Consider the following 25,386-nt stretch of genomic DNA (forward strand, 5'->3'; position numbering starts at 1 on the left):
GCTTAGATTACTTTAGCTCTGGAAATGGTTTTGGTTGCGGATGATCCCATTCTTCCTGCAGTGGTTGCAGCTGATGAAATACCTGAAGTAGATATGATCCAAGTGGATATGGAGGGAACTGTCAGAATTGCAATGGCACTGACGAAAAAAGCGACGATGACCAGCCCGAAGCTCAGCAAGCCATTTCCTGCAAACCAAGCCATCTTTTCAAGCCTATCCACTCCGCCTCCTGTGGAAAGTAAATACTCATACTTATCGATTTCAACTTCCAAAGCATATTGCTGGAGCCTTCCAGTGATATATAGGATCAAAAAAGCGACACCTACATAAAGATTGACCGAGACGAAACGGGCTATCCAGGTAGTAAAAGCATCTCGAAAAGCCGGTAGGATACTGACCACCACCGCAAAAGGACCAAGAATGACCAGCACAGTAGAATAAATGATCTGGATCATGAAAATGATATAGACGCAAATCCTCAGAATCCACATTGCAATCAGTTCAATAATCTGAGTTACCAGCAGTTGAAGACTGGTTTGCATTCTGATCCGCATTTGCATAATCGGTGAAAGGATTTGGTCTGAAAAGAACCCTTTTACACCGTCCACGATCACAGTTCCCAAATCCTCATCTGAATCCTCAGCCTGATCCGAAGCCATTTCAGTTACTGCTTGGTATTCTACCAGCTGATCACCCATCTCCACCATATAAGCGGCACGGTCAAGACGAAGAGAATTATTAGTGTCGTTCTGCGTACTGAATAGAGCTTCTGTCTTGGCCGCAATTAAATCAGTGGGAAAAGCAATGATCTGACAGAAAATTGGCCACCACATGAGCAGGATCACCAAGGCGAAGGGTCTTAAAAGCGGCATGATTTCCAACCTCTTGTCCCCTGCCATCATTTCGTAGCACTTTAGACTGAAAAAAATCAGCATGAAAATACAGGCCAAGGTCTGCGCATCCCTGATAAAAGGGTCGGAATGAGCAAATCCATAATCTCTCATTTCTTCGAAAAAGGTCATCACACCTCTATCGTAAATACTGTTTCCCTGCAAGTAGCTGATAGTCTCCTTGTACTCGTCATGGTTGACAGACTGGGCAAATCCCGTGATCGAAAAGCCCAGGAACATTAAAATTCCGGTGAAAAGCTTCTTCATTTCAGGACTTGGGTTTGGTTGGCGATTTTTTTGGCTATGTCCACTTCATCTTGCGAATTAGAAATAGTGATTTCACCATTTTCTTTTCGCTCATGGAGCTTCCGGAAGGCTAGCATATTGGCTGACATATCCAGCTTATATTGCCATTTTTCAAGGATATCCCTCATTTCAAGCATAATCCTGTGGTACATCAGGATTCGCTGACCTCGCTCCATATCTAGGGTCTTTGAAAAACCGTACCGCTCTGAAAGAGAAGCCATGTTATCTAAATACCATTGATAGGCTCCATGGTCGGTGATGTACTCCACCACCTCTGGGGCACTTCCCTGAAAAGCTGAGGAAACTGGATCTTCCAAAGGCTTGAGTTCCTTCTTATAATAGAGTTGATACAGAGGATCCGAGGCCGAAAGTGCACCTGAAATCCGAGCCATTTCTGCATTAGCCAAATTCTTAACGGTATCCGAATGCTGTTTATAGTAGTCGGAAGAGATCTGCATCGCAGCAGCCAACCCAAGCCTCTGGGTCTGCTCTCCTGTGGGTGATAAAGGTCTTCTGTCCAGGTCAGGATAATTGGGATGCAATGCCCATGTTGAGTACCACAGGTAGTTAATAGGGATCCCTAAAACTTTGATGGGCTTTGGATAAAACTTGTCTTCATCCCATTGCTTGAAAACCATTCTTTCCTGTTGGGCTATGATGGCCTTATCCTTAATTAGAGTTTGTCCATGACTCTTGAGACTAATGCAAAAAATGATTGAAATTGTAAGTAAGATTCTCATCGTGTTAGAGTTTTCTTCTTGATGATAATTTCATTGACTAGCCCTAAATCCTTATTGATATAGGATTGATAGGGATTAAGTGATCGGATTACACCATTGGCTTTCGCCCAATAGATGCTGTTTTTTGCGGAAAGCATCAGAGCACGGATTACCTGCAGTTCCTTCTGGACAGTATCTAAAAGTTCGTCCCGGACATTGTAATTGATCAGCAGATTTTCACCTTCTTTTAAGATCAAGCTCGACACTTCGCTAGCAAGGTTGATGCTTCTGGATTTAGCTTGAGCAGTATATTCTTCGACAAAAAGAAATAGGAGTGGATTATCAGTGGCAAGCTCGAATGCCTCAGCTGAAATTGATTTGATATCAAGAACAGTCTCTGCAATCATCTTTACCTGAATTGCATCCTTAAATCCCTCATTGACCTGGGTCAGAGACTTAACTATCATTGTCTGAACCATCGCCAAACTGGATGAATTGACAACGATATCATCAGTATTTTGCTTGATGACATCCAGCGTTTGGTGATACCCTATTTCGCTGACATTCCTCATAGCAGCATTGGCATTGACAATCGCAAAATGGTTTCTGTCAAATACCACTGTCACTGATTGAGAATATGCCTGGGCGACATTGATAAACAGCAAAAAGAAAATGAGCTTTTTCATCTGGAAAGTGTTTTGGCGTTCTGAATGATTTCGTCTACCAGTCCCATTTCTGTTGCCACATATCCCAAATAAGGATTGACCCCTAGTTTTTCCTGCAAATGATGCTTTAGAGATTGGGAAGCGTTGTAAGAAATACCATTGATGTCTCTCAGCTCCTCAATAATGTACTGAAAAAGAATCCTTCGATCTGAGACTTTCATTTGGTTGACTACTCCTATGCTGGCCGAAAGACCGAGGAGGTAGTTCATCAATGAATAGGATCTTTGGACAAAGAGCTTTTCCGTCTTGACGGCAAAAAGGAGTAGAGCAGGATCTTGCCTGCAGTAATAGAGGATCTGCTGTTGGTTGTCAATGATGGAATTGACCAAGGGCCCAGCCGTTGTACCTATTCCGATTGCATCGATGACAATAGAAAGCTTGGCAAAGCGTTCCTGAACCGTTCTGTATTTTTCTTTGACCGTTTTAACCAGGTTGTTATTGACCTCCTCATTGACAGCATTTTTTCCCTGATTTGTTTTTGCCTCCTTTTGCAAATTGTACTCGGACTTAGATTCCTCTACCAACTGATGAAGTAAGGCTACATTCGTTTGCGCAAGACTTGTCCCGATATTGGCAAACAGAATAATTAAGCTTAGAATCAAGGTTTTCATGGCTGCAAGGTTTTGGCTTTTCTGGCGATATCCTGGGCGAGTTGGATATCCAAATTGATGTATCCCTGGAAAGGATTCAGGGCTTTGAAAACTCCCTTCATTTGGGCAAAGTACATTGATCGGTACATGCCGTAAGTGTAGGACCTCAGGATTACCATTTCGTTCAAGATTTGGTTGATCAACTTGGATCTTTCTCCGGCATCCATGAGGTTATTTTCTCCACCTTTCAGGACAAAAGAACTGACCTCCAAGGCAAGTGAAGTTGCCCTTTGTTGAAACATGGTAGCGTTTCGCTCGGCAAACAGAAGTAAAGCAGGATTCTCACCCGCCAGTTCCATCACATCATTTAAATCTCCTGAAATAGCGGTTGCCATTCGTGCAATTTCCTTGACATTGGAAAGATTGGTCAAAATGGAACTGACTTCAGAAAGACCCTTGTAGATTTTATCCTGCATCGTATTGACAATGGTCAGGTTTCCAGTGATTGCCAGCTGGCCCCGTTCAATCAAAGTCAACCTTTCATTAGTCGCCTCAAGTTGTGAGTCAATTACTAAAGCATGGGCGGCAGTGGCAGCTGAAACAGCCGGGTCCACATAAACAGTCTGACTAAAGGTTGATCCTGAGAAAAGCAGCAATATGAGTAGTTGAAGATACCTAATCATGCTATGCGGTAATTCGGTGAAAGAAATGTATCAGTGAGCGGACATCCTTCTTTGTTGACCTTCTCGAAAAATCTATGAAGAGTCAGATTAGAAGTAGTAAAATCCTCTACAAATGCGTCCAACCCCATTTTATAGCCTCCAAATGCATTGGCATAAATTTCTACTGCCGATTTTTCTGGCTTTTCGGTGGTGTAGGTTAGGTATTGGAAGAGTGACACCTCTACCCCATATACTTCGCCTGTAGCCCCTCTTCTGATGTAAACTTCCTTGAATCTGCCGCGCCCTTCCTGGTTGTCCAGTTGGTTAATGGTAAAAATCTTCCTTCGCTCCTTCTCACTGATGGAAAGCAAAGAAGCAATCTGTGAATAGTTGTCTTTGAACTTGGTTTGGTCCAGGAGACAAATCGTATCCGAATTGTTGATGATACTGTCCTTCACCACTTCATTTCCGATGATATCACCAAGTTCCTGGGTGACTACAATCGCCTCCCCCCAAAACTTCCGCACCGTTTTATACAGATATAGAATATACCCAGCCATCAAAGGAGAAGCGATGGCTTTCCATGCCTCCTCAATGATCAGGGCTTTTCGGTATTTTGAACGAAATCTCATTTTCTGGATAAATACATCCATGATGATGAGCGTCACAATTGGAAAAAGAACCTTATGCTCCTTGATACTGTCAATTTCAAAAACCACAAATGATTCGGTGAATAAGGATTGGTCAACCTCTTCGTTTAGCAGATTTTCAAACTCTCCACCTTGATAGAATTTTTTGAGCACAAATCGGAATTCATCCAGTTCAAATGTGATTCGCTCACGCTCCATAATTTCCGGAATTGTCTCTAGGGCAAAGTCATAAAAGCTATTGAAGCAAAGCCGATCAATTTTGCCTTTATCAGAGAAAAATGAAGAATAATAAGCTGAAATGGTGTACGAGATCACATCGGCTTCCACCTGTGAAACGGTACCTTCAGCTGTCTTCCATAGAAGTGAAACAAGCGTCAGGAGATAGTCTTTTTTCTCGATGTTGTATTCCTCTTCAGCAATGGCAAAAGGATTGGTGGTAATGGGCTTTTCTTCGGTGTAGGTAATGTATTTGCCATTGTAATATTGACACAGTCCTGAATAGGAATGTCCCGTATCCACGATCACCACATCCATCAACCACTTAGGATCAGGCTGCTTGTTCCACATGCAATACTGCTCCACCAGCGCATTCATAAAGAATGATTTGCCCGACCCGGAAGGCCCCAATACAAATTTGTTTCTATTGTTGATCCGATTAGTCTGCATGGGCAAATCTGAGGGATCAATTTTCAAGGGGATTCCCTGTCTATCGGTGAATCGAATCTGAAAACCACTTTTTTCATCTTGATTCAGTGATTCTTTAAAGAAAAAGCACAATGCAGCATCTGCAGTGGTCAAAAAATAATCGTAAACTTTCAGTTCAGCTGTATTGCATGGAAGGACAGTCCTGAACAACTCCAATTGGTTGTAAGAATTTTTATTGGCAATAATCCCCTGCTGAAATAAGGATGACTCTACATAGTTGCAAGCGCCCTGAATATGCTCCTTCTGAGCCGAAACCAAGACATTGAAATGACAATTGACTAAAAGCTGATTGTTCCTTGTCACATCCTCCAATAGCCTATTAATGTCCTGGACACACATATCATTGGCAGGGTCTGGGATTCCCGAATGCCTCTTTCGCTTGACCTCAAGTTTGTGTTGGGTTGGTCTTTGCTCTACGATCTCGATGACCTGATTGTAAACAATGGTCTGGAAATTTGGGACATCAAATAGAAAACCCATGTTATCAATTGGAAATCCTTTGAGGCTATCCTTGTCACTTCTTTCTGAATGTGATGCTATCGTTTCGGGAAGCTCTACCTTATCGGTGTCAACCAACGAAATAGATCGGAATGCCCTGGCGCCACTTTCCACTTGGTTTTCTACTGGAACCAAATTGTCCAAGACAATTCTATCCTGATAGAAATTCATACTGAGAATCCTTTTCACATATCGGTCAATCTCGGTTTTATTCAGAGCATTAGATTTAATCCCTGATCGCTCAAAAAGATCTGTTACCTTTCCGATGGATTGAATAAAATCATTCACTGATTTTTCACTATACCTTCCTTTTGACCGCTTGGTGATGACCAAATAGGTATTGTGGGAAACATATTCTCTACCCTGAAAATGTTCATCATATTTCCGCTGCAGGTACTCCTTTGAATTATCTTCATGATAGCTTTCAGTGGAAAAAACATCCTGCTTTTGGATCAAATGACCTTCTCCTAATATTTTGATGACATTCGTATATAGCTGGTGAAAAAAGTCGTACCTGGAAGGATCGGCTGAATATTGGACTACAGGGTTTTCAAGTTTCAGAATCAATCCGAAATCCCCATTTAGATTAAAAAGTAGATGGAATCCTTTGAATTCAGTTTCAATGCCCGCATAGGGCAACTTAAATTCATTCCTTTTATTCTTCAATATCATTTTTTAGGTTTTAAGGATGTTGCGATTTGGAATACTCCTACATGCCTTGTTTTGCTATGCAGCCCTTTTTTTTGTTGCTGAGAAGTAAACAAAAGGCCAATTACTATTGCTGAAATTGTGATTACACCACCTGCGATCATGCTGGTCAAACTCCCGATAACTCCACCCAGCACGACTCCGATGATCAATGAGGAAATTCCCCATCCGATAAATTTTCCTTGAAATCCACGATATATAAGGGGCTTTTGAAGCCCCTTATATATTGGAAATTGCTTAGCCATTAGACACCGAAAAATGCCTTGATGACAACACTCACCAGCACTAGGAAAATGCAGGAACCCAGCCATCCCATCAACTCTTTGTTGATATCTTGATCGCCTTGATTCCACTTACTGTATACTCGGAAACCTCCTATAATCCCGACCACTGCACCGATCACCAAGCAAAGACTTGCGACGGGATCCACATAAGTCAATAGAGAGGATTCAGCGGCTGTAATTCCCTGTACTCCTTGGGCATGTGCAGAAATTGAAACAATGGCCATTGCTAAGGCACTTGAGATCTTTTTTGTGGTTCTGTTGAACATGATTTTTATGGTTTTAGTAAGAAAATATTTCATGGACTATTTTGAATTGGTTGTAAAGTTTTAGGTAAGTGGAACTCCGTAAAGTCCGCTAAGAAAAAAGCCGATAGTTGCGAGAAACAAGCATGCTCCAAACCAGCTGATCACCTGGACATCAATATGATGACGTCCCATCTGCCAATTGTTGTAAACCCGCAGGCCTCCAAGCAATCCTGAGATGGCACCGGAAACAAGAGATAGTCTTGACAATGCGACGTAAAAAGATTCCATATCTGATTCTACCTCTTGGAATTCTTCCACTCCTGGAGGAGTCTGCGCCAACATTTCCATGCTAGTCAAGGAGAGAATTAACAGGGAGCACAGAAGAAAATGACTTGCCTTCATGAGAACACTACTTTCTTTTTCATTTCGATTGTGTTCTCTTTGGCCAGAGCAAAAAGGGAATCTAAATTGGTCACTCCGCCCGTTGACTTGATTGGATTTGTCTCCTTGAATTCCATTTTCTCCTCTTGTCCCTCTGTGTTAGTTGAAGCAGCTTTTTCAGGTTTTGGAGTTGATTTGTTTACTAAATCTTCCTCCTCAACGACCATTGGCTTTTCGTCAAATTCTGATAGATCTGACTGGAATGCATAAGAAGGCCTTTCCTGAGATTTGGCACGATGCGGTGTCCTTAACACATCAATGACGACGTTGACCGCATAGTACACTACATAGAAAAGGGCTAGGTATAGAAAGAAATCTGTCCAATTCATAGCTTTAGTTGGTTTAGTGATTTTTTAATTTCGTTGACCAGTTCAGGATTGTTTTCTAGAAAATCCCAGCATACATAATTCACGAGAGAGGTGACCTTGATCCCAAACAGGTAATTCACATGTTTGAAGACATCCTCTATTTTAGAATCCATCCGGATAAGTCTGCGGTTTTCTCCGTTTACTTTATAGTCCCGAATCCGCTCTAATAGCTCATCCACTTCTGAATTCCTCTCTTCACTACCGAAATTCTCGCTGTAGGTGGACTCTGCCTTTTTTTCTTCGCCAGGAGTAGGGATTTCGCCACGAACTCCTTGTACTAGTTTGTTTATATAGTTTCCACTTCCCATGAGGATTCGTCTATGTAGTCATTGAATATTTTGTTGAAAATTGGGTCGAGAATTGGATCCAGTGTTTTTGGAGAGTAGGAAGTAGTTATTCTTTGAAAATCAATCCTATCAGAAACCGGCGAGGTCAATTCTCCAAACTTGCTGAGTGCCTGATTTACACTGTCCAGCGTTTCATATTTCACGGAAGTTTTCACTCGGTTTGGGATCAAAATAATTTTGCTCTCCGGGTTTATCTTTTTGACCACATAGCAAAATTCAAAAGTGCTTGTCACGCTGTATTCATCGTAACAAAAGGGACATATGATCAACCCTGAATCTTTAAAAACCTGGACCAGATTGTCGTCTGCCATAGTTCCTGCAAGGTCAATTACAGTAAGTAGATTTGGCACTTGGGCTGCTTCCTTGCGGATGTTCCTGAATCCAGAAATCTTAGAAAGCTCCACCTCGTATAGCTTCTCATTTTCCAACAAATCCGAATTAAGGTGCTTGTTATAAAGTGACTGCTGAAAATCCATATCGACGACTTTCACCTTCCTATTCTTCTTTTGGACTGAAAAATTGGAAAAGAGTACCGCCAACGTACTTTTACCGACGCCTCCTTTCTGATTGGCAAATAGAATGATCATGGTTATTTTTTTATCTGGTAATTTCATTGTCTCCTCTGCGTTTTTTCCTTCTTTTCCTTCCATGGATAGCCTCATCATCTTCGTCATTGGCTGCATGTAGTATGGGTATCAAGTCGAATTCGTCCTGGTCTTGTCCTAAAGAATGCTCTTCGGATAGGTCTAAATAATCTTCCAAAGCTTGCTGTTGATTTGGCTGTAAAATATCCTTGGTGGAAACAGCTCCTTGTGAGGTCCTCAGGTAAGTCCACCCTTCTCTTAGCTCAAACCTTAATGAATGATGTTCTAATCCTTGCCGGATAGTTGAAAAGTCGTTGAATGCTGATCTTAGCTTAACTTTACCTCCAATGAAATCAATGGTCTTGGACTTGTCCGTATGATAAGGTTGTTGCTTACCTTCAGCTTCAAGCAAGCGCTTGATTGGAAATACCTCACTTCCTTTGAACACATTCTTATTGGAGCTGTCTATAAGAGAAAAGCCGTAAGGTGTCTTTGCATCCTTTCCATGAAAAATCAATTGAACTCCAAACTTGGCCGAGAGGAAATCCCCTAAATCTGAGCGGTACCCGATATGCTTATTTGATTTACTCCTGTATTTCGGTTCAAATAGTGGGGTTGGGTCAGTTTTGTAGATTCTCGAATACTTATCCAGAATTGCTTTTAGCTGATTAGCTCTAGTATTATCCAGTTCATAGGATTGGAGATTTTGATTGATCTCAGAAATAGGGATTCGTCCCTGGACTGATCCGTACTTGATCAAAATTAGTTGTTGATCCTTTTCTTTGAGCTTGTATCCAAGATTCTCCAATAGCAACATTCCCTGAGCCTTAGTACTGAAACTGAATTCCCGAAGCGTATCAGAAGCTTTATTGGCCTCCTGCTTCGGATTCAATCTCATGATCTCATTGATCGCTTCCTGTGCTCTTATTCTTTCAAAAGAATCGTTGATCTTCCTGCCTTCCTTATCAATTCTTGAGGACACTATATGGACATGGTTATTGGCCGTATCCTTATGGAAAACAATCAAAAATGGATTTTTTCCATACCCCATTTTATCTACCCACTCATGTGCAATATCAGTCAGCTCCTCTTTTGTATATTCTCTCTCCTTGCAGCTGATCATCGCATGAAACTGCTTGTCCCTGACTATGGAATTTCGATTGGAATGAGCAATCAGAAAGTTCTTCACCTCATTAGGACCTATTTCTTTGGTGTCCTGGAGATACCCAAAATTGCGCAACCTCATCAGTTCCCCTTTTTCATTTTGGGTTTTGTTGGTGTTGTAGGTCACGCCCTTGAAGCTGCTAGTACTTGAAAGAATTTTAGCCCTCATCTGATTACCTTATAGATTTGTTTCAAAAGCTTATTCATAAAATCTCGATGCTCGATATGTTTTGACATTAGCATAGTATGATCCTTAAAAACCGAGGGAGAAATTTTGTCCCTATAGGTATTTGCATGTTTAGCCAATTGGTTGATATTATTATTCACCCGAGCCTGTTCAGAGACCAGTTTTTCAATGGAATTCAAAAGCCCACTGAGGTCAATGATTTTGGTTTCTTCACTGCTCAGCTTCATCCTGATCAATTGACTCAAAGACATCTTTAGTGACTGACTTTCCTCTTTTAATTGGGTATAGATCTCCGGTTTTAACCTGACAGAAACCCAAGAAAGATTCTCTCTTTTCTCTTCCATGGCTGCGTGTTAGCAGGAGTAAAGAATTGGAATTGTGCGGTGAAAAAAAATACCTAGAAATGCGCAAAAATGACAAATAGGCATATATGCGTATATAGAAATATATATACGCATATATGCCTAGAGGGCGGCTTTACACCCAAAAATTTGAATTATGAATAGGAGTTTAGAGAGTTGATCAGTTCCACCCGGTTTTTACTCTCAGATTTTTTGTAAATCGTCTGAAGGTGCTTGTTGACCGTTCTTTCAGAGATACAAAGTACATCAGCGATCTCTTTACTGGTCAGACCTTGCGAGACTTGCTCTGCAACTTCACACTCCCTTTTAGTCAATCCTAATTCAGAACACCTTTGGGAGAAAAAAGTGGTAGAATCTATGTGCTGCTTTAGGTCAATATCATCCAGCTTTTCGAAGACCTTTCTGTTTTCATAAATCATCTTTCGGATGAACAGAAAAGTAATGAATATGAAACCTCCATTGGTACACAATACTTCGACTAACTGGCTAGCATCCACATAGCTGAAAAGTGGTAGCAATACCCACGGAAGAGCTGCCGAATAAGTCAGAATAGCATCTAAAGAATGTTGATACCCTTTGAATTTTTTTCGAATACTCAGGAAAATCCTAATGACCAAATAGATGGCATAGCCCAAAGGAATAGCCAATCCATACCAAAGGATAGTAGGCAGGTCATCTAATAAAGTAAGTCCGACACAAAAGAACAGAAAGAAGGGAGCAAAAAGAAAAAGCCAAATACCGATTCTTGCATCCCACCTTAAATCCTCTAAATCAAAAACCTTGTAGAAATAGAATGGGAAATATGCACCCATTGCAAAACCAGCACCATAGGCCAAATTGATCTGTAGCTTGAGAGAAAGGGCAAGATCAGGATCCGGAAACAGCCCTCCTGCGATGTTATAAATGATCAACAGGGCTAAGAGTATCAGATAATACTTTCTATTCTCCTCAGAAGGTTTTTGCAGGTATAGGACCAACTGTGAGACAAAAAAAAGCAACTCGCAAACGACAAAAATAAATGTTACCAGATGCATTTCAGTTCCAAAAATTGTCATGGCATATCCTTTCTGTAGAAATAAAATGGGAATCCAAATTCATTGGATGATCTATATACTGAGAATCCAAAGCTTTCATACCATTTGAAATTACGTGCTGTGGAAGTCTCCAAGCAGACAGGAAGATTCTTACGCTTTGCAATGTCCAGCACTGAATTCATAAGGCTAGACCCCTCTCCTTTTCCCTGGCTTTCCGGCTCGACACCAATGAACCACAGGTATAGAAATGGCTCTTTCGGCTGAGCAGTTTCTATGCTTGATTCTCTCTTCAGAACTTTTGGAATCTTGGGAATTCCTATGCCTTTCAGAGCAAGCTTCAAATCCCAAAGCCATAAGCTCAATGGCTTTTGCTTTTGGGTAGAATATTTGATCAGTACACAGGATTTTCCAGAATCCGATATGAAGACTTCTCCATTTCTTAGACAGTTCTCCAAGCTATATTCCATTAAGACTTCTCTTCCTTTTGATGAATTCCCTACCACAAAGTCAACAGATTTATTCCCCTCAAAGGAATCCACTAACACTTGAATGACTTTTGCCCTATCTGCTTCTAAGAATTTTCTCATGTTTTAGTCTCTTAAAATTTAACCGAGTTGCGAGGTGAAATCCCTCCATTTTGGATGATTCTGCTAGGAATCTCTAAAAGGGCAAGTGCGTGTTTGGGAGAAAAATTCGTCAGAATTTGTGTCACAAATACACAACTTGCAAGGCACACGCAAAGGATGCTATACCCCCTCATTTCTACAAAAAACCGTTCACTATTCAACGGTTCAAAAGCTGTCACCGTATCGCAAAACCATAAAAGTTTAAAATTAAATTCTAACTCTTAACCTTGAAGACTAGAAGATTTGCTCTTACTTCATGATATATCTAGATATTCCTATATCTGGATATATATCTGTATATACGCATATACCAAATCCCAGAAATACAGTAGAACAGTTTTGAAATACACTTATAAGCATATATTTGTCAAATAATGCCATTTAGAAAACTGGCGGGAAGGAAGAAAACCTGTTCTTTTCTCCAATTTCAAATGGATTCTGATCATGATAAATCACAGAAATTGGATAATTTGTAGATGCAGACTTGACTATTCCGTGTGAATATATCTACATATACAAATATATGGTTTTGCGATATTTTTGAAAATTATATAGCTTTAAAAAAAGTGAAAACTGACTACTAGTGACTGAAAATCAGCGATTAAAAATCATCCGGAAATTTTTAGGTATGACCCAAGTGGATTTTGGGACATCCATAGGATTGACACAGGCTGGATATTCAGATATAGAAAGAGGCAAGAACAATGTCTCCGGCAAAATAAAAATCATGCTGAAGCAGGTGCACCAGGTGAACTTGGCCTGGCTGGAAAGCGGTGAAGGAGAAATGATAGACACCATCATCCCAAATGAGAAATGGAGTCCAGAAAGATTTGCTGATGACCAAAAACAGATCGAAAACCTAAAATTAGAAATCGACCGACTCAACGCTGAAAACAAGCTTTACCGTGACCTCCTAGATTCAAAACTCAAGATGATAGCTACGCTTGAGGAAAGGTTTGGAAAGGGATAACTGGATCAGTATTTAAGATAACGTCTCGGTTAAGAAAAGTAGGGCTTTAGAAGCAATAAACTGTCCACCGAAACCAAAGTTGGTTAAATGAACAACCCTTTCTGAAAGTCATGTTACATTGGTAGCAACTGGCTTTTCTTTTAATATGCTAATTCCCATACTCTCCGTAATGTTTCAAAGACGATTGGCATCTCATTTTCAAATTGGGCTTGACTTATGTTATCTCCAACATGTTTAGCGAGTTGTCTTTTTTTCTTTCCCGTAAAAGTCTTTTTATCTGTTTCATTAACTGCATCAAGTTCAGCTTGTGTTTTTTTCCAATTACCGTATGTAGCATCTACTTGGTTGGGATAATATTGTTCTAAATCTCTATGTGGAATCTGGAAAAATTGATTGTTGCGGTTTAATTCAGGGTTTCGTTGTAAAAAGTCTGTTACACCACCTTGAGTTTGAGCACTAGGTGTGTCAATTAATATAACCTGCTTGGTATTGTAAATGCTTGTATTTAGCGGTGTAAAAGCTTTTTCGATAGCATTAATTGTTCTTTCAGCTTGGTCAATATCACCGTTTGCTTTGATTATTTGAATTTTAGGTCTGTCTGAATAAAATCTTCGTATAACTCTTGTTAAGAATTCAAACTCACTTAATCCTTCCACAATTAAAAAGTTCCTTGGAAGTAATAAATCTGAAGGACTACCCCCGAGTAGTTCAAATACTATATATGGTTTAGATAGGTCGTCTGTTGGCTCTATTTCTGTCGCCCCTTCATTTTTCTCAGCTTTAAATATTTTTTGATTGGGATAATTATCCGCTACAAAAACTGACGAATGGGTATTGATAAAAACTTGGTCTGTCGATTCAGAAAGCTCGTGAAGAACGTTCTTTAAATTTCTTTGTGCTGTTGGGTGCAAGTGCAATTCCGCTTCGTCAATGAAAAATAGGAATGACTTTCCTTCATCTTCGCTCTCTTTTCGGAACTCTGCAAATGTTTGAATAATTGCGAGCATTAAAGCTCTTTGCATTCCATCTCCTTTTTCTTCTGCGGATGTTTCGATACCATCGTCAACAGTAGTTTCGAAGTTTTTTAGAAGATCATCAAAAACTGGTGCTGTAACTTCAAAATTCACTTTACTGGTATCTGGAAATTGCTTTTCTAAATTGACTTTAACTTTTCCACCTATTAAATCAAATTGAGTTTTTATTTCTGAATCATCTCCTTCAAATAATTCTTTGAATTTATTTTGAAAATCTTGGTATTGTTGATTGGATTCCAGAATTGCAGATAAAACACCCGAAAGCATTATACCTATTGGTGTAGTCTTGCCATATTTTGCAACTGAATCATAATATTGTTTGGTATTGATATACTCGAATTTTGGTAAAAAATCATTTAGCGCTGCATCAAACCCGGTTCCTGGATTTACTTCTGCTCCGTTAACAAATACTTTTCTTTTATTAGGAGTTGTGCTGTTGCGAGAAATTGTAACAAAATCCGATTCTCCCAAGACATTAAGTATTTTGGTTTTGTTTCCTTCGTGTCTCATTTTGTCCGCTCCATTCTGTGCTCCTGAAAATTCTATCTCAACCAAAATTTCAAGGTCAGACTGCCGCTTAAACTTTAAATCATTAGAAAGTCCGCCACGACCTGCTCCATTAAAAAAGAATTCAACAGCTTCAAAGAAATTAGTTTTTCCACAGTTGTTTTGGCCAACGACAATATTGAAATTATCCGTTTTGAACTCAGTCGATTTAATTGACCTAAAATTTTCAATTTTTATTTTGGATATTTTCATTTGTTCGTTTTTTTTAATTTGTTGCCGGCGGTTTGTGTATGGTGCGTATCCCGCAGGGTATGCACACCTTGTTGTGTTTTCGTGCTTTATTTTTTCATTTCTATCCTTTGGCTTAGACATACTCTTTGACAATCTTTCGCTTGTGCGCCTGCCTTCAGCGAATTGGCAATGTGTATGGATTTTAGTATCTGGCTCATTCCTTAAATGTTAAATATGGATTTAGATTAGTCATTTTCCATACCTCATCTTCTTCGTCAAAATCAAAATAAACTCCAATCGTATCATTAACTGAGGAGAAATCGATATCCGATTCGCTAACATCTTCAATTATTTTAAAGTCAAGGCTTATTAAATATTGTTTACCATTAATTATTTTGGCAACTAGCCTCTTAGTATAATTATGCTGGTCACCAAATGTAAAATTGGATATTGGTTTTAAAACGGTTGTTTCTCTCTTAGAGAATTTAGATAATAATACCAGCCATTGGTGAGCTTCTGGGGATAATGAAGGTTGATATTCTTCAATATTTTTAATTAAATCATTCTTGTAGAATTTGATGCTTTTATCCCATAATTCTTCATCATACAACCCACTAATTTCATAAGCGGAGGATCTTGATCTAACGCCTGATTGATAAATCTTCACACTTACTAAATTTGGTAAACCAAGTTCAGCTAAAATGGATAATTCCTCTATAGTTTCTGCCTCTTCAACAAGCTCTCTGTTCTTCAATTTTTTTGAGATACCATTTAAAACCCAGGGAAGACTATAAGAATAATATTTTGTAACAATACTTGTTGCATGGTCTAGTGAAGCAATTTCTGCCAAAGGAATTGCCTTTAACCATCTTTCTCTTATTTCAGCTCGATTTGTACTTTCAATCAATTCATTAGACAAAACATTGATTTCATTGATTTCGTCTTCAATATCTTTTAGTAGCTTAATTTTTGTGTCAATGTTTATTTCATTTGATAGATATTCTCGAATAATATATATCAACAAGTCTAATTTATCCTCAATTTGAAGGTCGCTATTTAGTGGTATTCCAGATTTGATTATTGAATTCCATTTTTCCCTGTCATCACCTACTTTGGTAATAATTCCCTTTGTTCTGGCTTTTAAAAATTGAATTACTTCATTACCAGTAATTCCCTCAGTTTGTTCGGCTTGAATAAAAGCCAATGAACTTCTAAAATAGTCATCAGTCCAGTCGAAGTTATTATCGGTACTGTTTATATTGTGTAAAGAGAGCAATCCATCATCAATCCAATCCAGAGCATTATTTATTGCTTCAGTATTTTCATGAATTTCCGATATTCTATTATCTGCTATCAGTTCAATTAGATTTTCGAACGAAATATCATTAGAGGTTGCAACCGATTTCAAAATTTTAATTAACTCCAAGCAGCCACTTTGAGCCTTGTCAATTTTTGCTTTATCAAAGTAACTAGATATCAAATTTAGTTCTTTTGAAATTGTTCTATTCGTTTTACCTACTGTATCTAGAGTTACCAAAATTTTGCCTTCGTGATCTATAAATGCTCGACCTGCCCTGCCAGCAATGTTCCAAAAATCTCTTGATGTAATAAGGTCACCTGCTTGATATAAAGTTGAAAATATTACTGTTGAAATGCCCAAATTAACACCTTGACCCAAAGTGGATGTAGCAATTATAACTCTAGGTTTTTCTCTACTCATTAGTCGCTCAAGTGGCAATCTAACATCAGACAAAAGATCACTGTTATGACATAGGATGCCTTTTCTTGCAAAATACAGCCATTCAGATTCTTCTCCATAAGACTCAATACATGCCAATTCAAATGCTTTCCAATCATTATGATTTTTAAAAATAAATTCACTTTCATCTGAAAGGCATTTGTCATATTCTCTTGCCATTACAAAAACAGATGCTTTCAACCCAACAAAAATTAAGACAGGCCCGAAGGTTCTTAGCTTATAAGCTGTGCTTGCTATAGCTTGATTTTTGTTTTCAGGAAAAAACCTTACTTTTCTCTGCCTTGGTTTTAAAGGTTGCTCTTCACTTATTACAAATCTTGGGTTAAAAGAATTTCTCTCTGTATCCGTACTTCTCCAATTAAGATCAACTGAGCTACCATTCCACTGAAGAATACCTAGCCTCTCATCTGAGGGTCTCCAATTTTCTCTAAATACGCTGTCGTGTGAGTTGGTGAGCCATTCTGCTAAATCTTCAGCATTTGGTAAAACTGCTGATAATATTAAGAACCGTCCATTATTTTGTTTAATAAAATATCTTAGTTCTTCGTAGAAAATCTCATTTACAATTAGTCTTTTATCAGCCCCTAATAAATGACCTTCATCAATAACCACAAGCTTTATTTGATTCAGGATTTCATTATTTCCTCTCAGCATTGCTTTTGCTTTTTCAGGAGTTGCTATAATTACATCAGATTCATCTATTAATTTCTCATCTAGTTTGCTGAATAAGCTGCCACCATATAAATGCGATACGGAAACTCCGATATTATGAAATATTTCGTCCAAAGAGTTTTCAATTTCGTAAGCCAATGACTTAAAAGGAGCAATATATAAGACTTTGCCTTCTTCGTTTTTTGTAATACAGTCTAATATGGCAATTTCTGCAATTCTTGTCTTTCCACTACTTGTGGGAATACTTACTACACACCCTGTGTTTTCCTCATTTAGTACTTTTGGTAATGACTTGCGTTGAGTAATGAATAACTCATAAATTCCCCCGTACTTTTTGTATGTTAATGACTGAATGTAATCACGAGCAAGTCCAGAACTTATCTCAAAATGTCTTTCAAGTGAGTTCCATAAAGAGGCTTCTGAAATACCATCTGTTATTATTATCAATAACCTAATAATCCACCAAACATCTGGTTCGTTTTTGATTTCAGCTATCTCTTTTAAAGTTGTAAGGTTTGATTTAGCCAATTCCAAAAGACGTTTATCGCCTGTATAGAAGTATTTGATAAAATTGTTTAGGGATTTTGAAATAGTTATTTCATAGATGTATTTACTAGACTCTAATTCATTTTCATTTTGAGATAAATTCTCATCCAAATAATTTTCATCAACCATCATGTTATTAATTATTTCTATGATTTGATGATAATTACGTGCGAGAAATAAAGAAACTATTTTTGAAATAATAGTGTCATTTTCAACCTTCTTAATAAGAATGAATGCTTTGGAATATTGAAAACAGACGTAATAAGATAGAGCAGAAATAAGCCCATAGTAATTACCTAATTTGGTTCTTACTTCTGGTGAACCGTGAACATTTTCTAATATGGAGGCTCCTTTTTCTAAAGGGTAAAGACCATCTTTTAAATTCTCTTTTTCAATAAATCTACAACCAATATTTAAATAGTGGAATGCTAAAAGATTTAATTTATCATCTTTAATGGTGTATTTTGGGAAATTCTCAACCTTTTCCGAAGTGTTGTATAAGATATATCTTGCGTTCGCTTGAGCAATTAAATTTTGAAGTGTTGAATCTTTTTCAATCCTATCTAATTTTTTTTGAATTTGATCAATCGTCATAATGCTGAAGGATTAGCAATTAGTTGGTTTGCCTTCTCAAAAACCAGATTTATAAAGTTTTCAGGATTTTTAATACCAATTGAAATAAAAATTAATTCAGGATTATCATTATTTAAATTGCTCTCTACGAACCTAGAAGTATCCTTATTACTAAATAAAAGTCCTGTGTAAATTAATTGTCCCTTGTCTTTTATATCTTGTACAATAAAATCATCAAGTTTTAAGGCTAGTTCAACATCACTCTTAGCAATTTCTTCAACTAAGAAAGAATATGAAAGAGGCATTTTCTCTTTTTCTAATGAAGCAGAAACATCATTAACGACCTGTCTTGAAGGTTTTTTTCTAAATTTTGATTCTCCTAGATAAATTTTCAAATCATTGCCACCTTCAGATTCAAATAAGTCAACCATCAAAGTGTCATCACCTTTAATAGCTTGATCCACATTAGGATTATACTTTAGTTTAAAAACTTTAATTAGTTCACGATTTAACGTGCTTTGGATATATTCAGTTAGTAGTATTTCTGTTGCGTTTCCTTTCTTTACCTTATCTACTATTGGCAGTTTTCTATATTGTTCTGCATATTTTTCAAAACCTAACTCTTTGTATTTTTTCTTGAGTTGTTCTAACCGAAATGTTGAATAATGATGTTTTACTAATGTATTTGCCATCCATAAAATTAAATCTTCATTTTCTTCTTCATTTTTCTCGGTTAATTCTCTATGGCATTTGGTTGCCGTAGCAGGTATATCATTTGCATCCAACCAAGATCCAAAAGGGTGGTCTTCTTTCGGATGGTTTCCTATTAGTTCTATCTGTTTAGTCATTTTATTATTTTACCTAGCGTTTGCTAAAAAATAGCTCTTTTAGTTTTCAGGACCTGACATTGTATTTGGCAAAAAACCATAGGTGCTATTTGTGTTGGGGCTCTTTTTCGCATGAAACACAAAGGTTTGGCTAAACTGCGTTTTAATGCTGTTTAGGTTTTGTTAGGCACTTTTTATTTTTCTTTCAAATTTCTCTAATAGATGCTTGTCATTCACTTGAGCATGTAGAAGTTTTAAAGCTTCATCCGTTGGCTCTGCAAGTGGGTGCTGACCATTTCCATAAATCCCAATACTTTTCTCAAATTGCTCATCTTCAATGTCTCTCATAATGAGTCTCACCTTTTCACAAGCAGATTCGTATCTATATGCAATTTCAAAAAGTTGGTTCGTCTTAAATTCAGAGATTATATATCTATGAACCATTTTGTTCCTTTCAAGATATAGAGACTCGAGTTCTTTGAAAATTTCGTCATTTAATATTCTCCTCTCCTTTGCCAACGAATAGACTTTTCTTTCCATTATTGGTCTGTCCGTTGGAGATTGATAAAAGTATTTAATGTCCATTTCATCCGTAGAATCATCCAACTGTTCTCTCATAACTATTGAAAGTCTCAGATAAGCATCTATCTGGTTGGCAACTACAATTGAAAATTCAATCATAGATTCGTTTTCTAGTGCGGTATTTTTTATGTCGAATGAGGCAGCTAAAGAAGCCATGAATTTTTCATACTTATCAAGGTCAAATGCCAATTTTCTCTTATCTGGACTTAAAAGTTGAATGGTTGATAAAGCATTTTTGACTCTTTCAAGTTCTTTGAGAATTTCTTTATCAAATTCCTTGGCAGAATCGTAGATATACTTTGCCATCAATGTATGGTCTTCTACGGTTGCTCCCCAGATGCGCATATTAAATCCATCATCGTCCATTCTGAACTCCTTAAAATCGAGTTCTGATGTGTTGTATTTTTGAATTTCGACATTCGGGTTTAAGGGCTTTTCCTCTTTGGAATAACAACTGATTTGAAATGACCAATCAGGGTTATTATATGGCTGAAAACTAAATGGTGATTTTTCTTCATAGCCAGCTCCAACGTTGGCATATCTCCATTCTGTTGGTACTTTTATTACAAACTTACCTGAAGGCTCTGTAAACCATTTCATATTATTCTAATTGTACCTAACGATTGTATTTCCCCAATTAGGGTAGATATCCTTAAGTAATTGGTGATATTCCCCATTTATTTGACATTCATACTTATCTCATTTCTGCCTTAAAAAGACATTTTAGATAAATGGCACCGTCAAGAAAAGGATTAATCCAAACAAAAAAAATACCCTGTACAGGGTAATTTTATGTATAAAACCCGGAAAATTGGATGTTTCGCTTCTTTAAATGCCACTGATTTTATATGATACTACCCTTTAAAAAATCATTCAAATCCTCAAACCCCTTATATCGATACCTTTGATCGGTGACTTCTGTTTGAAATCTCCATATTCCTTCAACATCTCTTGAGCTGATTTTAAGAGTTGATATCAGCTTTTCAAATTTATTTCGGCTACCTTTTAGCATCTTCAAGTCCCAATCAGTAGAAATAGAATTCCTTCGACAATAATGATACAGTTGGGCAGCTTTCATAAAAAAGTTCGTGTACTTTTCACCGGTGGCATCGTCATCCAAGTAAAGGTCCACCACTTCACACTCTACCAAAACATCCAGGATCAGACTTAATTTCAAATTGGCAGTACTGTTTAAAATAATAGCTTTGAAATCAGTTGCTCCAGACAACTTCAGATAACTCAGAAAGTCAAACCAGCCTTCGAAGATTTTTATCCTATTAGGAGTTCCAAGGATTTGTATAGAAATACCTCCTCCTAGAATATTCACTTTGAAAATGGAAGATCTAAGCACCCATCCACCAGATTCATTGGGAAAACCAACAGCGAAGTACTTCCTCCCTTTATTTCCCCAATGTACTTCCTTAGCGAAATCCGAAATCTCATTAGGCTCTAGCCCCCTGGTTCGTATATAATTCACCAAAGCCGGATGAGAAACCCTCTTTACACTTTCAATCTTAATCTTCGGTGCGGCCTTTGGCTTATTCGTTGGTATCACGGTTCTCTCTGTTGGAAAATCAGAAAGTTGCTCAACTGACTGGGCAAAGGTTTTATTTTCGAAAACCTGGACAGCTTCTAAAACATCCCCTCCTCTTCCTGCAGCATGGTCATACCACACATTGGTTCTATGATCCACTGCGATGGAACCAGTCCGCTGTGAGAGAAACCCAAAGAAATGCTCCTTCCCTTGCATACCTTCATATTTCAGTGCTCCAACACTCACTAAGCCCTGGAAATAATCTATTATAGAGAAGTCCCTTTTGATTCGACTCGCTTCATGTTTTAAATCAGTATAATTCATGGTTGGTTTTGTGTTAAAGTGTTTTCACTAATTAAAAAAGACAGTTGATTTACAGCCACTTGAAATCAGTAGCTATTTTTCTCTTTTGCTGACATTTGATAGAAATACATCAAAAAGAAAAAGAAGGGTAAGAGGTATAAAAATTCGTACGGTTCGTACACCTCGTACCCCTCGTACAGTACGATTCGTTCGAATCTGACTATTCCTCGAACTCAGTCTGTTTAAGCCACTTTCGCACCGCACCTTCTGACACACCTAATTCCAGGGCGATTTTCACATTCGAATAGCCACTCTTTTTCAGTTCAAAAGCTTTATTCTTTACCAGGGCTTTATCAGCTGCATCGAAGTGCTTGAGATGCTCTGACTCTTTTCCATATTCTAAAAATTTGAAGGAGCTGAAATTAGACTCTTTACCGATTTTGCATACCACTACATTCTCTGAAGGAAATTGAAATGCCCCGTACCGGACTTTAATCTGTTTCAGATATTTAATCGAAGGATCTTTTTGACTCTCCCCTACTGCGAAGCAGGAATCGATAAGATTGATAAAGCTCTTACTCCCCTGAATGTCATTCCTACTGATGGGAGCAAATAAATTCCTCTTGGGAGTATGGGCAATTAACAAGATCGACCATCCATACATCTTCTTTAGATTATTAAGCCGAATGAGAAATGGAGTAGTATTTTTTGCTTTCTCGTTGTCAGAAATGACACAGGACAGATTATCGATCACCAGGATCTTTGCTCCGGACTCAGTGGTTTGGCTTTCAATCTCACGAAAGAGGAAGGATTCGTAATCATCTACCGATACATCATAACCATAAGGATTGATTTCAGCTCTTAAAAATTGTTCACTGAATTCGAAATGGTCAAACAAGATTTCTTTATCCTTATCGTGTTGAGCATATCGCATTTCAAATTGCTTGGCTGTCAATTCAAGGTCAAAGTAAATCACCTTGGATTCAGGAAGCTCCATTTCCAGGTCTAGCGTCGAAATTCCCTTTGTCACACTATCAATGATTTGAACAGCTAGCAGAGATTTACCCTGATTTGTATCGGCAAAGAGGATACAAAGCTCTTCTTCATACCAAAATGGGCCAAATATCTTTTTGGGGATTGGTTTGCTTTTGGCTTCATCGATCCACTGGTTAGCGGATTTGATGGTTAAAAATTCACCATTTCTGGGTGCATTAGAATTAGATTCTTGATTTAATAAGGTCATACTTTTTGGCATTAATATTCCAGGCAACATTATTTCCCAATGCTGCAATTAATTGTTTAAGAATAAATTGATTAGATCAGTTGATCACCAAGGATTGGTGCTGAATGGAGAGAGATGAAAAAGTTGGGAGATCAGTCTTGCCTAAGTTGACTTTGATTGAAAGTTTTACCAATTTAGTACACACTTTTAATTACAGAAGGTTAAAAGACAACTTGGAACTGCCCACTGGCTTTTTCAATAAAAGGAAAGGATGGCCGTCCTTTCCTTTTTAATTTTCAAACTCTCCAGCGTAAAATCTTTCCACCTCTCTCTGGTGGATAAAGCGTCTTTTACCTCTGAACATGGAGCGGAATTCCTCTCCCCTAGATTCAGAAACGGACTCCATTTTGGAAATGGAGTAATGGGATTTCACACCTGTAGCCTCCATGAATTCTTGAAGCGAAAGCCATTCATTTTTGATGGACTTGTCGGAGTCCCCCGAACTCATGTTTGCGATTTTCTCTTCCAGCTTGTTAAACTTTTCTTCAAGCCATTTTTGGCTAACAGCTGAAAACGGAATAAAAGTGTCTTGATTCATCTTGTTTTGAGTTTGATTTACTCAAATATAGGCAAAAAATATAAAATCGGTCACTCGTGTCCGATTTATTTAGCAAAAAGAATTACTGTTACAAATTTTAATCAGAGATTAAGGCATTCCCTCTATTCCATAGTCTTAAATCTTGACTTCACTCAATGGCACTTAAAAAGCCCAAAATATCCTTTAGAAATTCTTCAGGCCTTTCGTAGTGAATATTATGCTCAGTATCTCTGTAAATTTTGTGGGTTATTAAATCTGGATGCAAGTTTTTCAACAGCTCATTTTCAAGTTGAAAAGGAAATAAATCATCTTCGCTAACTGGATCTAAAATCAACATTGGCACTTTCAAATTCCTAAATAAAATTAACGGCTCAATCATAACCATAGACCTAGCAAATAATGGAATTTGAGAAGGCTTTCGAATATTCATTAAAAACTGTTCACTTGAGGCCATGTGGAACAACTTCTCAACTCCAGAACCAATAGTCCAAAGGCTATCTTTATCTTGATTAATCCAAGCCAATAATTCAAACTGTAATCCGCTGTCTTCAGGATCTTGATACTCTCTATATACCTCAAATTCAGTCTCCAATCGTTTATAAGCTACGCGATCTTTAAACAGGTTATCGACTAAAACATTCAATTCTTCGTCTTCAAGGGATTGATAAAAAGTGTTAGCTGCTACAGATCCACCATCTTCCAAAATCAGTGCTTTGACCCTATCTGGATAGGAATCATAAAAAGCTGAAGCGATATACCCACCTCTTGACCAACCTCCAATGACCGCATTTTTTAACTGTAAATGGTCCATCAAATCCAAAATATCATCAGCCACATGATAGTGAGAAACTTCATGATGTGGAATAGGCGTCAATCCATGACCATAATAGTCTATTGCTATAAGATAGTATCCTTGTGCGGTTATCTTATCAGCTAAATCCTTGATTTCATAAGAATTGGTAAAACTTCCATGAATCCAAATGACAGGCATATCCTCGTCATTTCCCCAAGTCAAATAATGCATATTGGTATTTCTTGTTCTTAAAAAATGCCCATGTTGCTTCTCAAACTTTTCGAATTCATTTTTAGCCAGACTATACTTATCAAATATTTCGTCTGAGCTAGAAGACTGGGCAAAACATTCCAGACTTAAGAGAAAAGCTAATCCACCTATAAAAATCAGATTGCAAAAAGCTATCTTCCACATATTTCTTCAGAAGTAAAATCTCATACCTAAATAAATTTAACCTAATCCAAACGAGATTGGCTTGAGCTCAATATAATGGCGCATTTCTGCATCAAATTTCTCATTCAGCCATTTTTTTAATTTAGAAGAAACTCCTTCTCCCTCCTCATCTGTCATCCTTAATTGCAACCTAGTTACTTCAGGCCAATTAAGAGACTTGTACTCCAAATAATAATCAAAGACTTCCTTGATGGCAGGAACATTCATAATCCTACTAAAAAGCTCCGTATCCAGATGACGTAAAGCAGACAAGAACCGAACTGGTCCAGCCACTTCATACAACTCAGCTAAATCCTGATTGATACTCCAAAGGATTTCCTTTATCTCTCTATCCTCAAAGATGGAGTCAAAATAGTCAACCACCCTTTCCAAGGTGACCTTTTCATAGGCTTCATTCACTATCATAGACGGCGTAAATTCTACTTCCAAAGAATCCTCAAAGTAATCCCGAAGCATCTCAATATACTTAACTTCCTCCTCAATGATTCTGGATACTTCTCGATTTAAAGTACTAAGATCACCATCATGATCCTTTACAAATTTCATCCCGATTCTAGAAGCAAATTTGGTCTTGACATTCTTGTATCGAACCATGACGTACAGCGGAAATCCAGTGGCAGATTTGCCTATCTTTTCCAGCTCATTGCCATGATAATGTTTGATAGCCAGCTTGCTCTTCTTTTGCAT

General features: G+C 37.9%; 26 protein-coding genes. 1 reads left to right on the forward strand and 25 read right to left on the reverse strand.

Going from position 1 to position 25,386, the window contains the following annotated elements:
* Positions 1-2 precede the first annotated feature (2 nt).
* The 16 genes from BM386_RS06730 to BM386_RS06805 form a co-directional block, all read right to left on the reverse strand.
* Positions 3-1,157: a TraJ family protein gene (locus BM386_RS06730; RefSeq protein ID WP_091692301.1), complete on the reverse strand. Its 1,155-nt coding sequence runs from the start codon at positions 1,155-1,157 to the stop codon at positions 3-5.
* On the reverse strand, positions 1,154-1,936 hold the full coding sequence (locus tag BM386_RS06735; protein ID WP_091692302.1) for a TroA family protein: 783 nt from the start codon (positions 1,934-1,936) through the stop codon (positions 1,154-1,156). The genes BM386_RS06730 and BM386_RS06735 overlap by 4 nt, the downstream gene beginning before the upstream one ends.
* Complete coding sequence (locus BM386_RS06740; RefSeq protein WP_091692303.1) at positions 1,933-2,601, reverse strand: hypothetical protein; 669 nt, start codon at positions 2,599-2,601, stop codon at positions 1,933-1,935. The genes BM386_RS06735 and BM386_RS06740 overlap by 4 nt, the downstream gene beginning before the upstream one ends.
* The gene (locus tag BM386_RS06745) at positions 2,598-3,251 is read right to left on the reverse strand and encodes a hypothetical protein (RefSeq protein ID WP_091692304.1); all 654 of its coding nucleotides are present in this window, start codon (positions 3,249-3,251) and stop codon (positions 2,598-2,600) included. Before BM386_RS06745 ends, BM386_RS06740 begins: the two co-directional genes overlap by 4 nt.
* A complete protein-coding gene (locus BM386_RS06750; RefSeq protein WP_091692305.1) occupies positions 3,248-3,913 on the reverse strand; it encodes a hypothetical protein in 666 nt (221 codons plus the stop codon). The genes BM386_RS06745 and BM386_RS06750 overlap by 4 nt, the downstream gene beginning before the upstream one ends.
* A complete protein-coding gene (locus BM386_RS06755) occupies positions 3,910-6,417 on the reverse strand; it encodes a TraG family conjugative transposon ATPase (RefSeq protein WP_244545471.1) in 2,508 nt (835 codons plus the stop codon). Before BM386_RS06755 ends, BM386_RS06750 begins: the two co-directional genes overlap by 4 nt.
* Positions 6,414-6,698, reverse strand: a complete 285-nt coding sequence (locus tag BM386_RS06760; protein ID WP_091692306.1) for a DUF4133 domain-containing protein — start codon at positions 6,696-6,698, stop codon at positions 6,414-6,416. The genes BM386_RS06755 and BM386_RS06760 overlap by 4 nt, the downstream gene beginning before the upstream one ends.
* Positions 6,698-7,003 (reverse strand): DUF4134 domain-containing protein, encoded by a 306-nt coding sequence (locus tag BM386_RS06765; protein ID WP_091692863.1) that lies wholly within the window; start codon positions 7,001-7,003, stop codon positions 6,698-6,700. The genes BM386_RS06760 and BM386_RS06765 overlap by 1 nt, the downstream gene beginning before the upstream one ends.
* Positions 7,004-7,063: 60 nt before the next feature.
* Entirely contained in the window at positions 7,064-7,384 is a 321-nt protein-coding gene (locus tag BM386_RS06770; protein WP_091692307.1) for a DUF4134 family protein, read from the reverse strand.
* Positions 7,381-7,752 carry a hypothetical protein gene (locus BM386_RS06775; protein WP_091692308.1) on the reverse strand — a complete coding sequence of 124 codons (372 nt, stop codon included), beginning with the start codon at positions 7,750-7,752 and terminating at the stop codon, positions 7,381-7,383. The genes BM386_RS06770 and BM386_RS06775 overlap by 4 nt, the downstream gene beginning before the upstream one ends.
* Positions 7,749-8,099 carry a hypothetical protein gene (locus tag BM386_RS06780; protein ID WP_091692309.1) on the reverse strand — a complete coding sequence of 117 codons (351 nt, stop codon included), beginning with the start codon at positions 8,097-8,099 and terminating at the stop codon, positions 7,749-7,751. Before BM386_RS06780 ends, BM386_RS06775 begins: the two co-directional genes overlap by 4 nt.
* On the reverse strand, positions 8,078-8,725 hold the full coding sequence (locus BM386_RS06785) for a ParA family protein (protein WP_091692865.1): 648 nt from the start codon (positions 8,723-8,725) through the stop codon (positions 8,078-8,080). The genes BM386_RS06780 and BM386_RS06785 overlap by 22 nt, the downstream gene beginning before the upstream one ends.
* A 10-nt stretch (positions 8,726-8,735) precedes the next feature.
* A complete protein-coding gene (locus BM386_RS06790) occupies positions 8,736-10,055 on the reverse strand; it encodes a relaxase/mobilization nuclease domain-containing protein (protein WP_091692310.1) in 1,320 nt (439 codons plus the stop codon).
* Positions 10,052-10,417, reverse strand: a complete 366-nt coding sequence (locus BM386_RS06795) for a plasmid mobilization relaxosome protein MobC (protein ID WP_091692311.1) — start codon at positions 10,415-10,417, stop codon at positions 10,052-10,054. Before BM386_RS06795 ends, BM386_RS06790 begins: the two co-directional genes overlap by 4 nt.
* 152 nt (positions 10,418-10,569) lie before the next feature.
* Entirely contained in the window at positions 10,570-11,490 is a 921-nt protein-coding gene (locus tag BM386_RS06800; RefSeq protein WP_091692312.1) for a helix-turn-helix domain-containing protein, read from the reverse strand.
* A complete protein-coding gene (locus tag BM386_RS06805) occupies positions 11,487-12,056 on the reverse strand; it encodes a GNAT family N-acetyltransferase (protein WP_091692313.1) in 570 nt (189 codons plus the stop codon). The genes BM386_RS06800 and BM386_RS06805 overlap by 4 nt, the downstream gene beginning before the upstream one ends.
* A 622-nt stretch (positions 12,057-12,678) precedes the next feature.
* Here BM386_RS06805 and BM386_RS06810 point away from each other — a divergent pair.
* Complete coding sequence (locus tag BM386_RS06810; RefSeq protein ID WP_091692314.1) at positions 12,679-13,065, forward strand: helix-turn-helix domain-containing protein; 387 nt, start codon at positions 12,679-12,681, stop codon at positions 13,063-13,065.
* Positions 13,066-13,205: 140 nt separating this feature from the next.
* Here the strand turns inward: BM386_RS06810 and BM386_RS06815 are convergent, their stop codons facing one another.
* The 9 genes from BM386_RS06815 to BM386_RS06855 form a co-directional block, all read right to left on the reverse strand.
* Entirely contained in the window at positions 13,206-14,978 is a 1,773-nt protein-coding gene (locus BM386_RS06815) for an ATP-dependent nuclease (protein WP_211482889.1), read from the reverse strand.
* A gap of 73 nt (positions 14,979-15,051) precedes the next feature.
* The gene (locus BM386_RS06820; protein ID WP_091692315.1) at positions 15,052-18,408 is read right to left on the reverse strand and encodes a DEAD/DEAH box helicase; all 3,357 of its coding nucleotides are present in this window, start codon (positions 18,406-18,408) and stop codon (positions 15,052-15,054) included.
* On the reverse strand, positions 18,405-19,235 hold the full coding sequence (locus BM386_RS06825) for a Hachiman antiphage defense system protein HamA (RefSeq protein WP_091692316.1): 831 nt from the start codon (positions 19,233-19,235) through the stop codon (positions 18,405-18,407). The genes BM386_RS06820 and BM386_RS06825 overlap by 4 nt, the downstream gene beginning before the upstream one ends.
* 162 nt (positions 19,236-19,397) lie before the next feature.
* Complete coding sequence (locus BM386_RS06830) at positions 19,398-20,396, reverse strand: hypothetical protein (protein WP_091692317.1); 999 nt, start codon at positions 20,394-20,396, stop codon at positions 19,398-19,400.
* A 244-nt stretch (positions 20,397-20,640) separates the two neighbouring features.
* Complete coding sequence (locus BM386_RS06835) at positions 20,641-21,654, reverse strand: toprim domain-containing protein (protein ID WP_091692318.1); 1,014 nt, start codon at positions 21,652-21,654, stop codon at positions 20,641-20,643.
* Positions 21,655-21,853: 199 nt separating this feature from the next.
* Positions 21,854-22,876, reverse strand: a complete 1,023-nt coding sequence (locus tag BM386_RS06840; protein WP_170857050.1) for an AAA family ATPase — start codon at positions 22,874-22,876, stop codon at positions 21,854-21,856.
* A 268-nt stretch (positions 22,877-23,144) separates the two neighbouring features.
* Complete coding sequence (locus BM386_RS06845; RefSeq protein WP_091692320.1) at positions 23,145-23,453, reverse strand: hypothetical protein; 309 nt, start codon at positions 23,451-23,453, stop codon at positions 23,145-23,147.
* Between the two features lie 148 nt (positions 23,454-23,601).
* On the reverse strand, positions 23,602-24,660 hold the full coding sequence (locus BM386_RS06850; protein ID WP_091692321.1) for an alpha/beta fold hydrolase: 1,059 nt from the start codon (positions 24,658-24,660) through the stop codon (positions 23,602-23,604).
* Positions 24,661-24,696: 36 nt separating this feature from the next.
* Positions 24,697-25,386, reverse strand: coding sequence for a hypothetical protein (locus BM386_RS06855; RefSeq protein WP_091692322.1), 690 nt, complete (start codon positions 25,384-25,386; stop codon positions 24,697-24,699).

Origin of the sequence: Algoriphagus locisalis (assembly GCF_900116615.1) — a bacterium.
GTDB classification, from domain to species: Bacteria; Bacteroidota; Bacteroidia; order Cytophagales; family Cyclobacteriaceae; genus Algoriphagus; species Algoriphagus locisalis.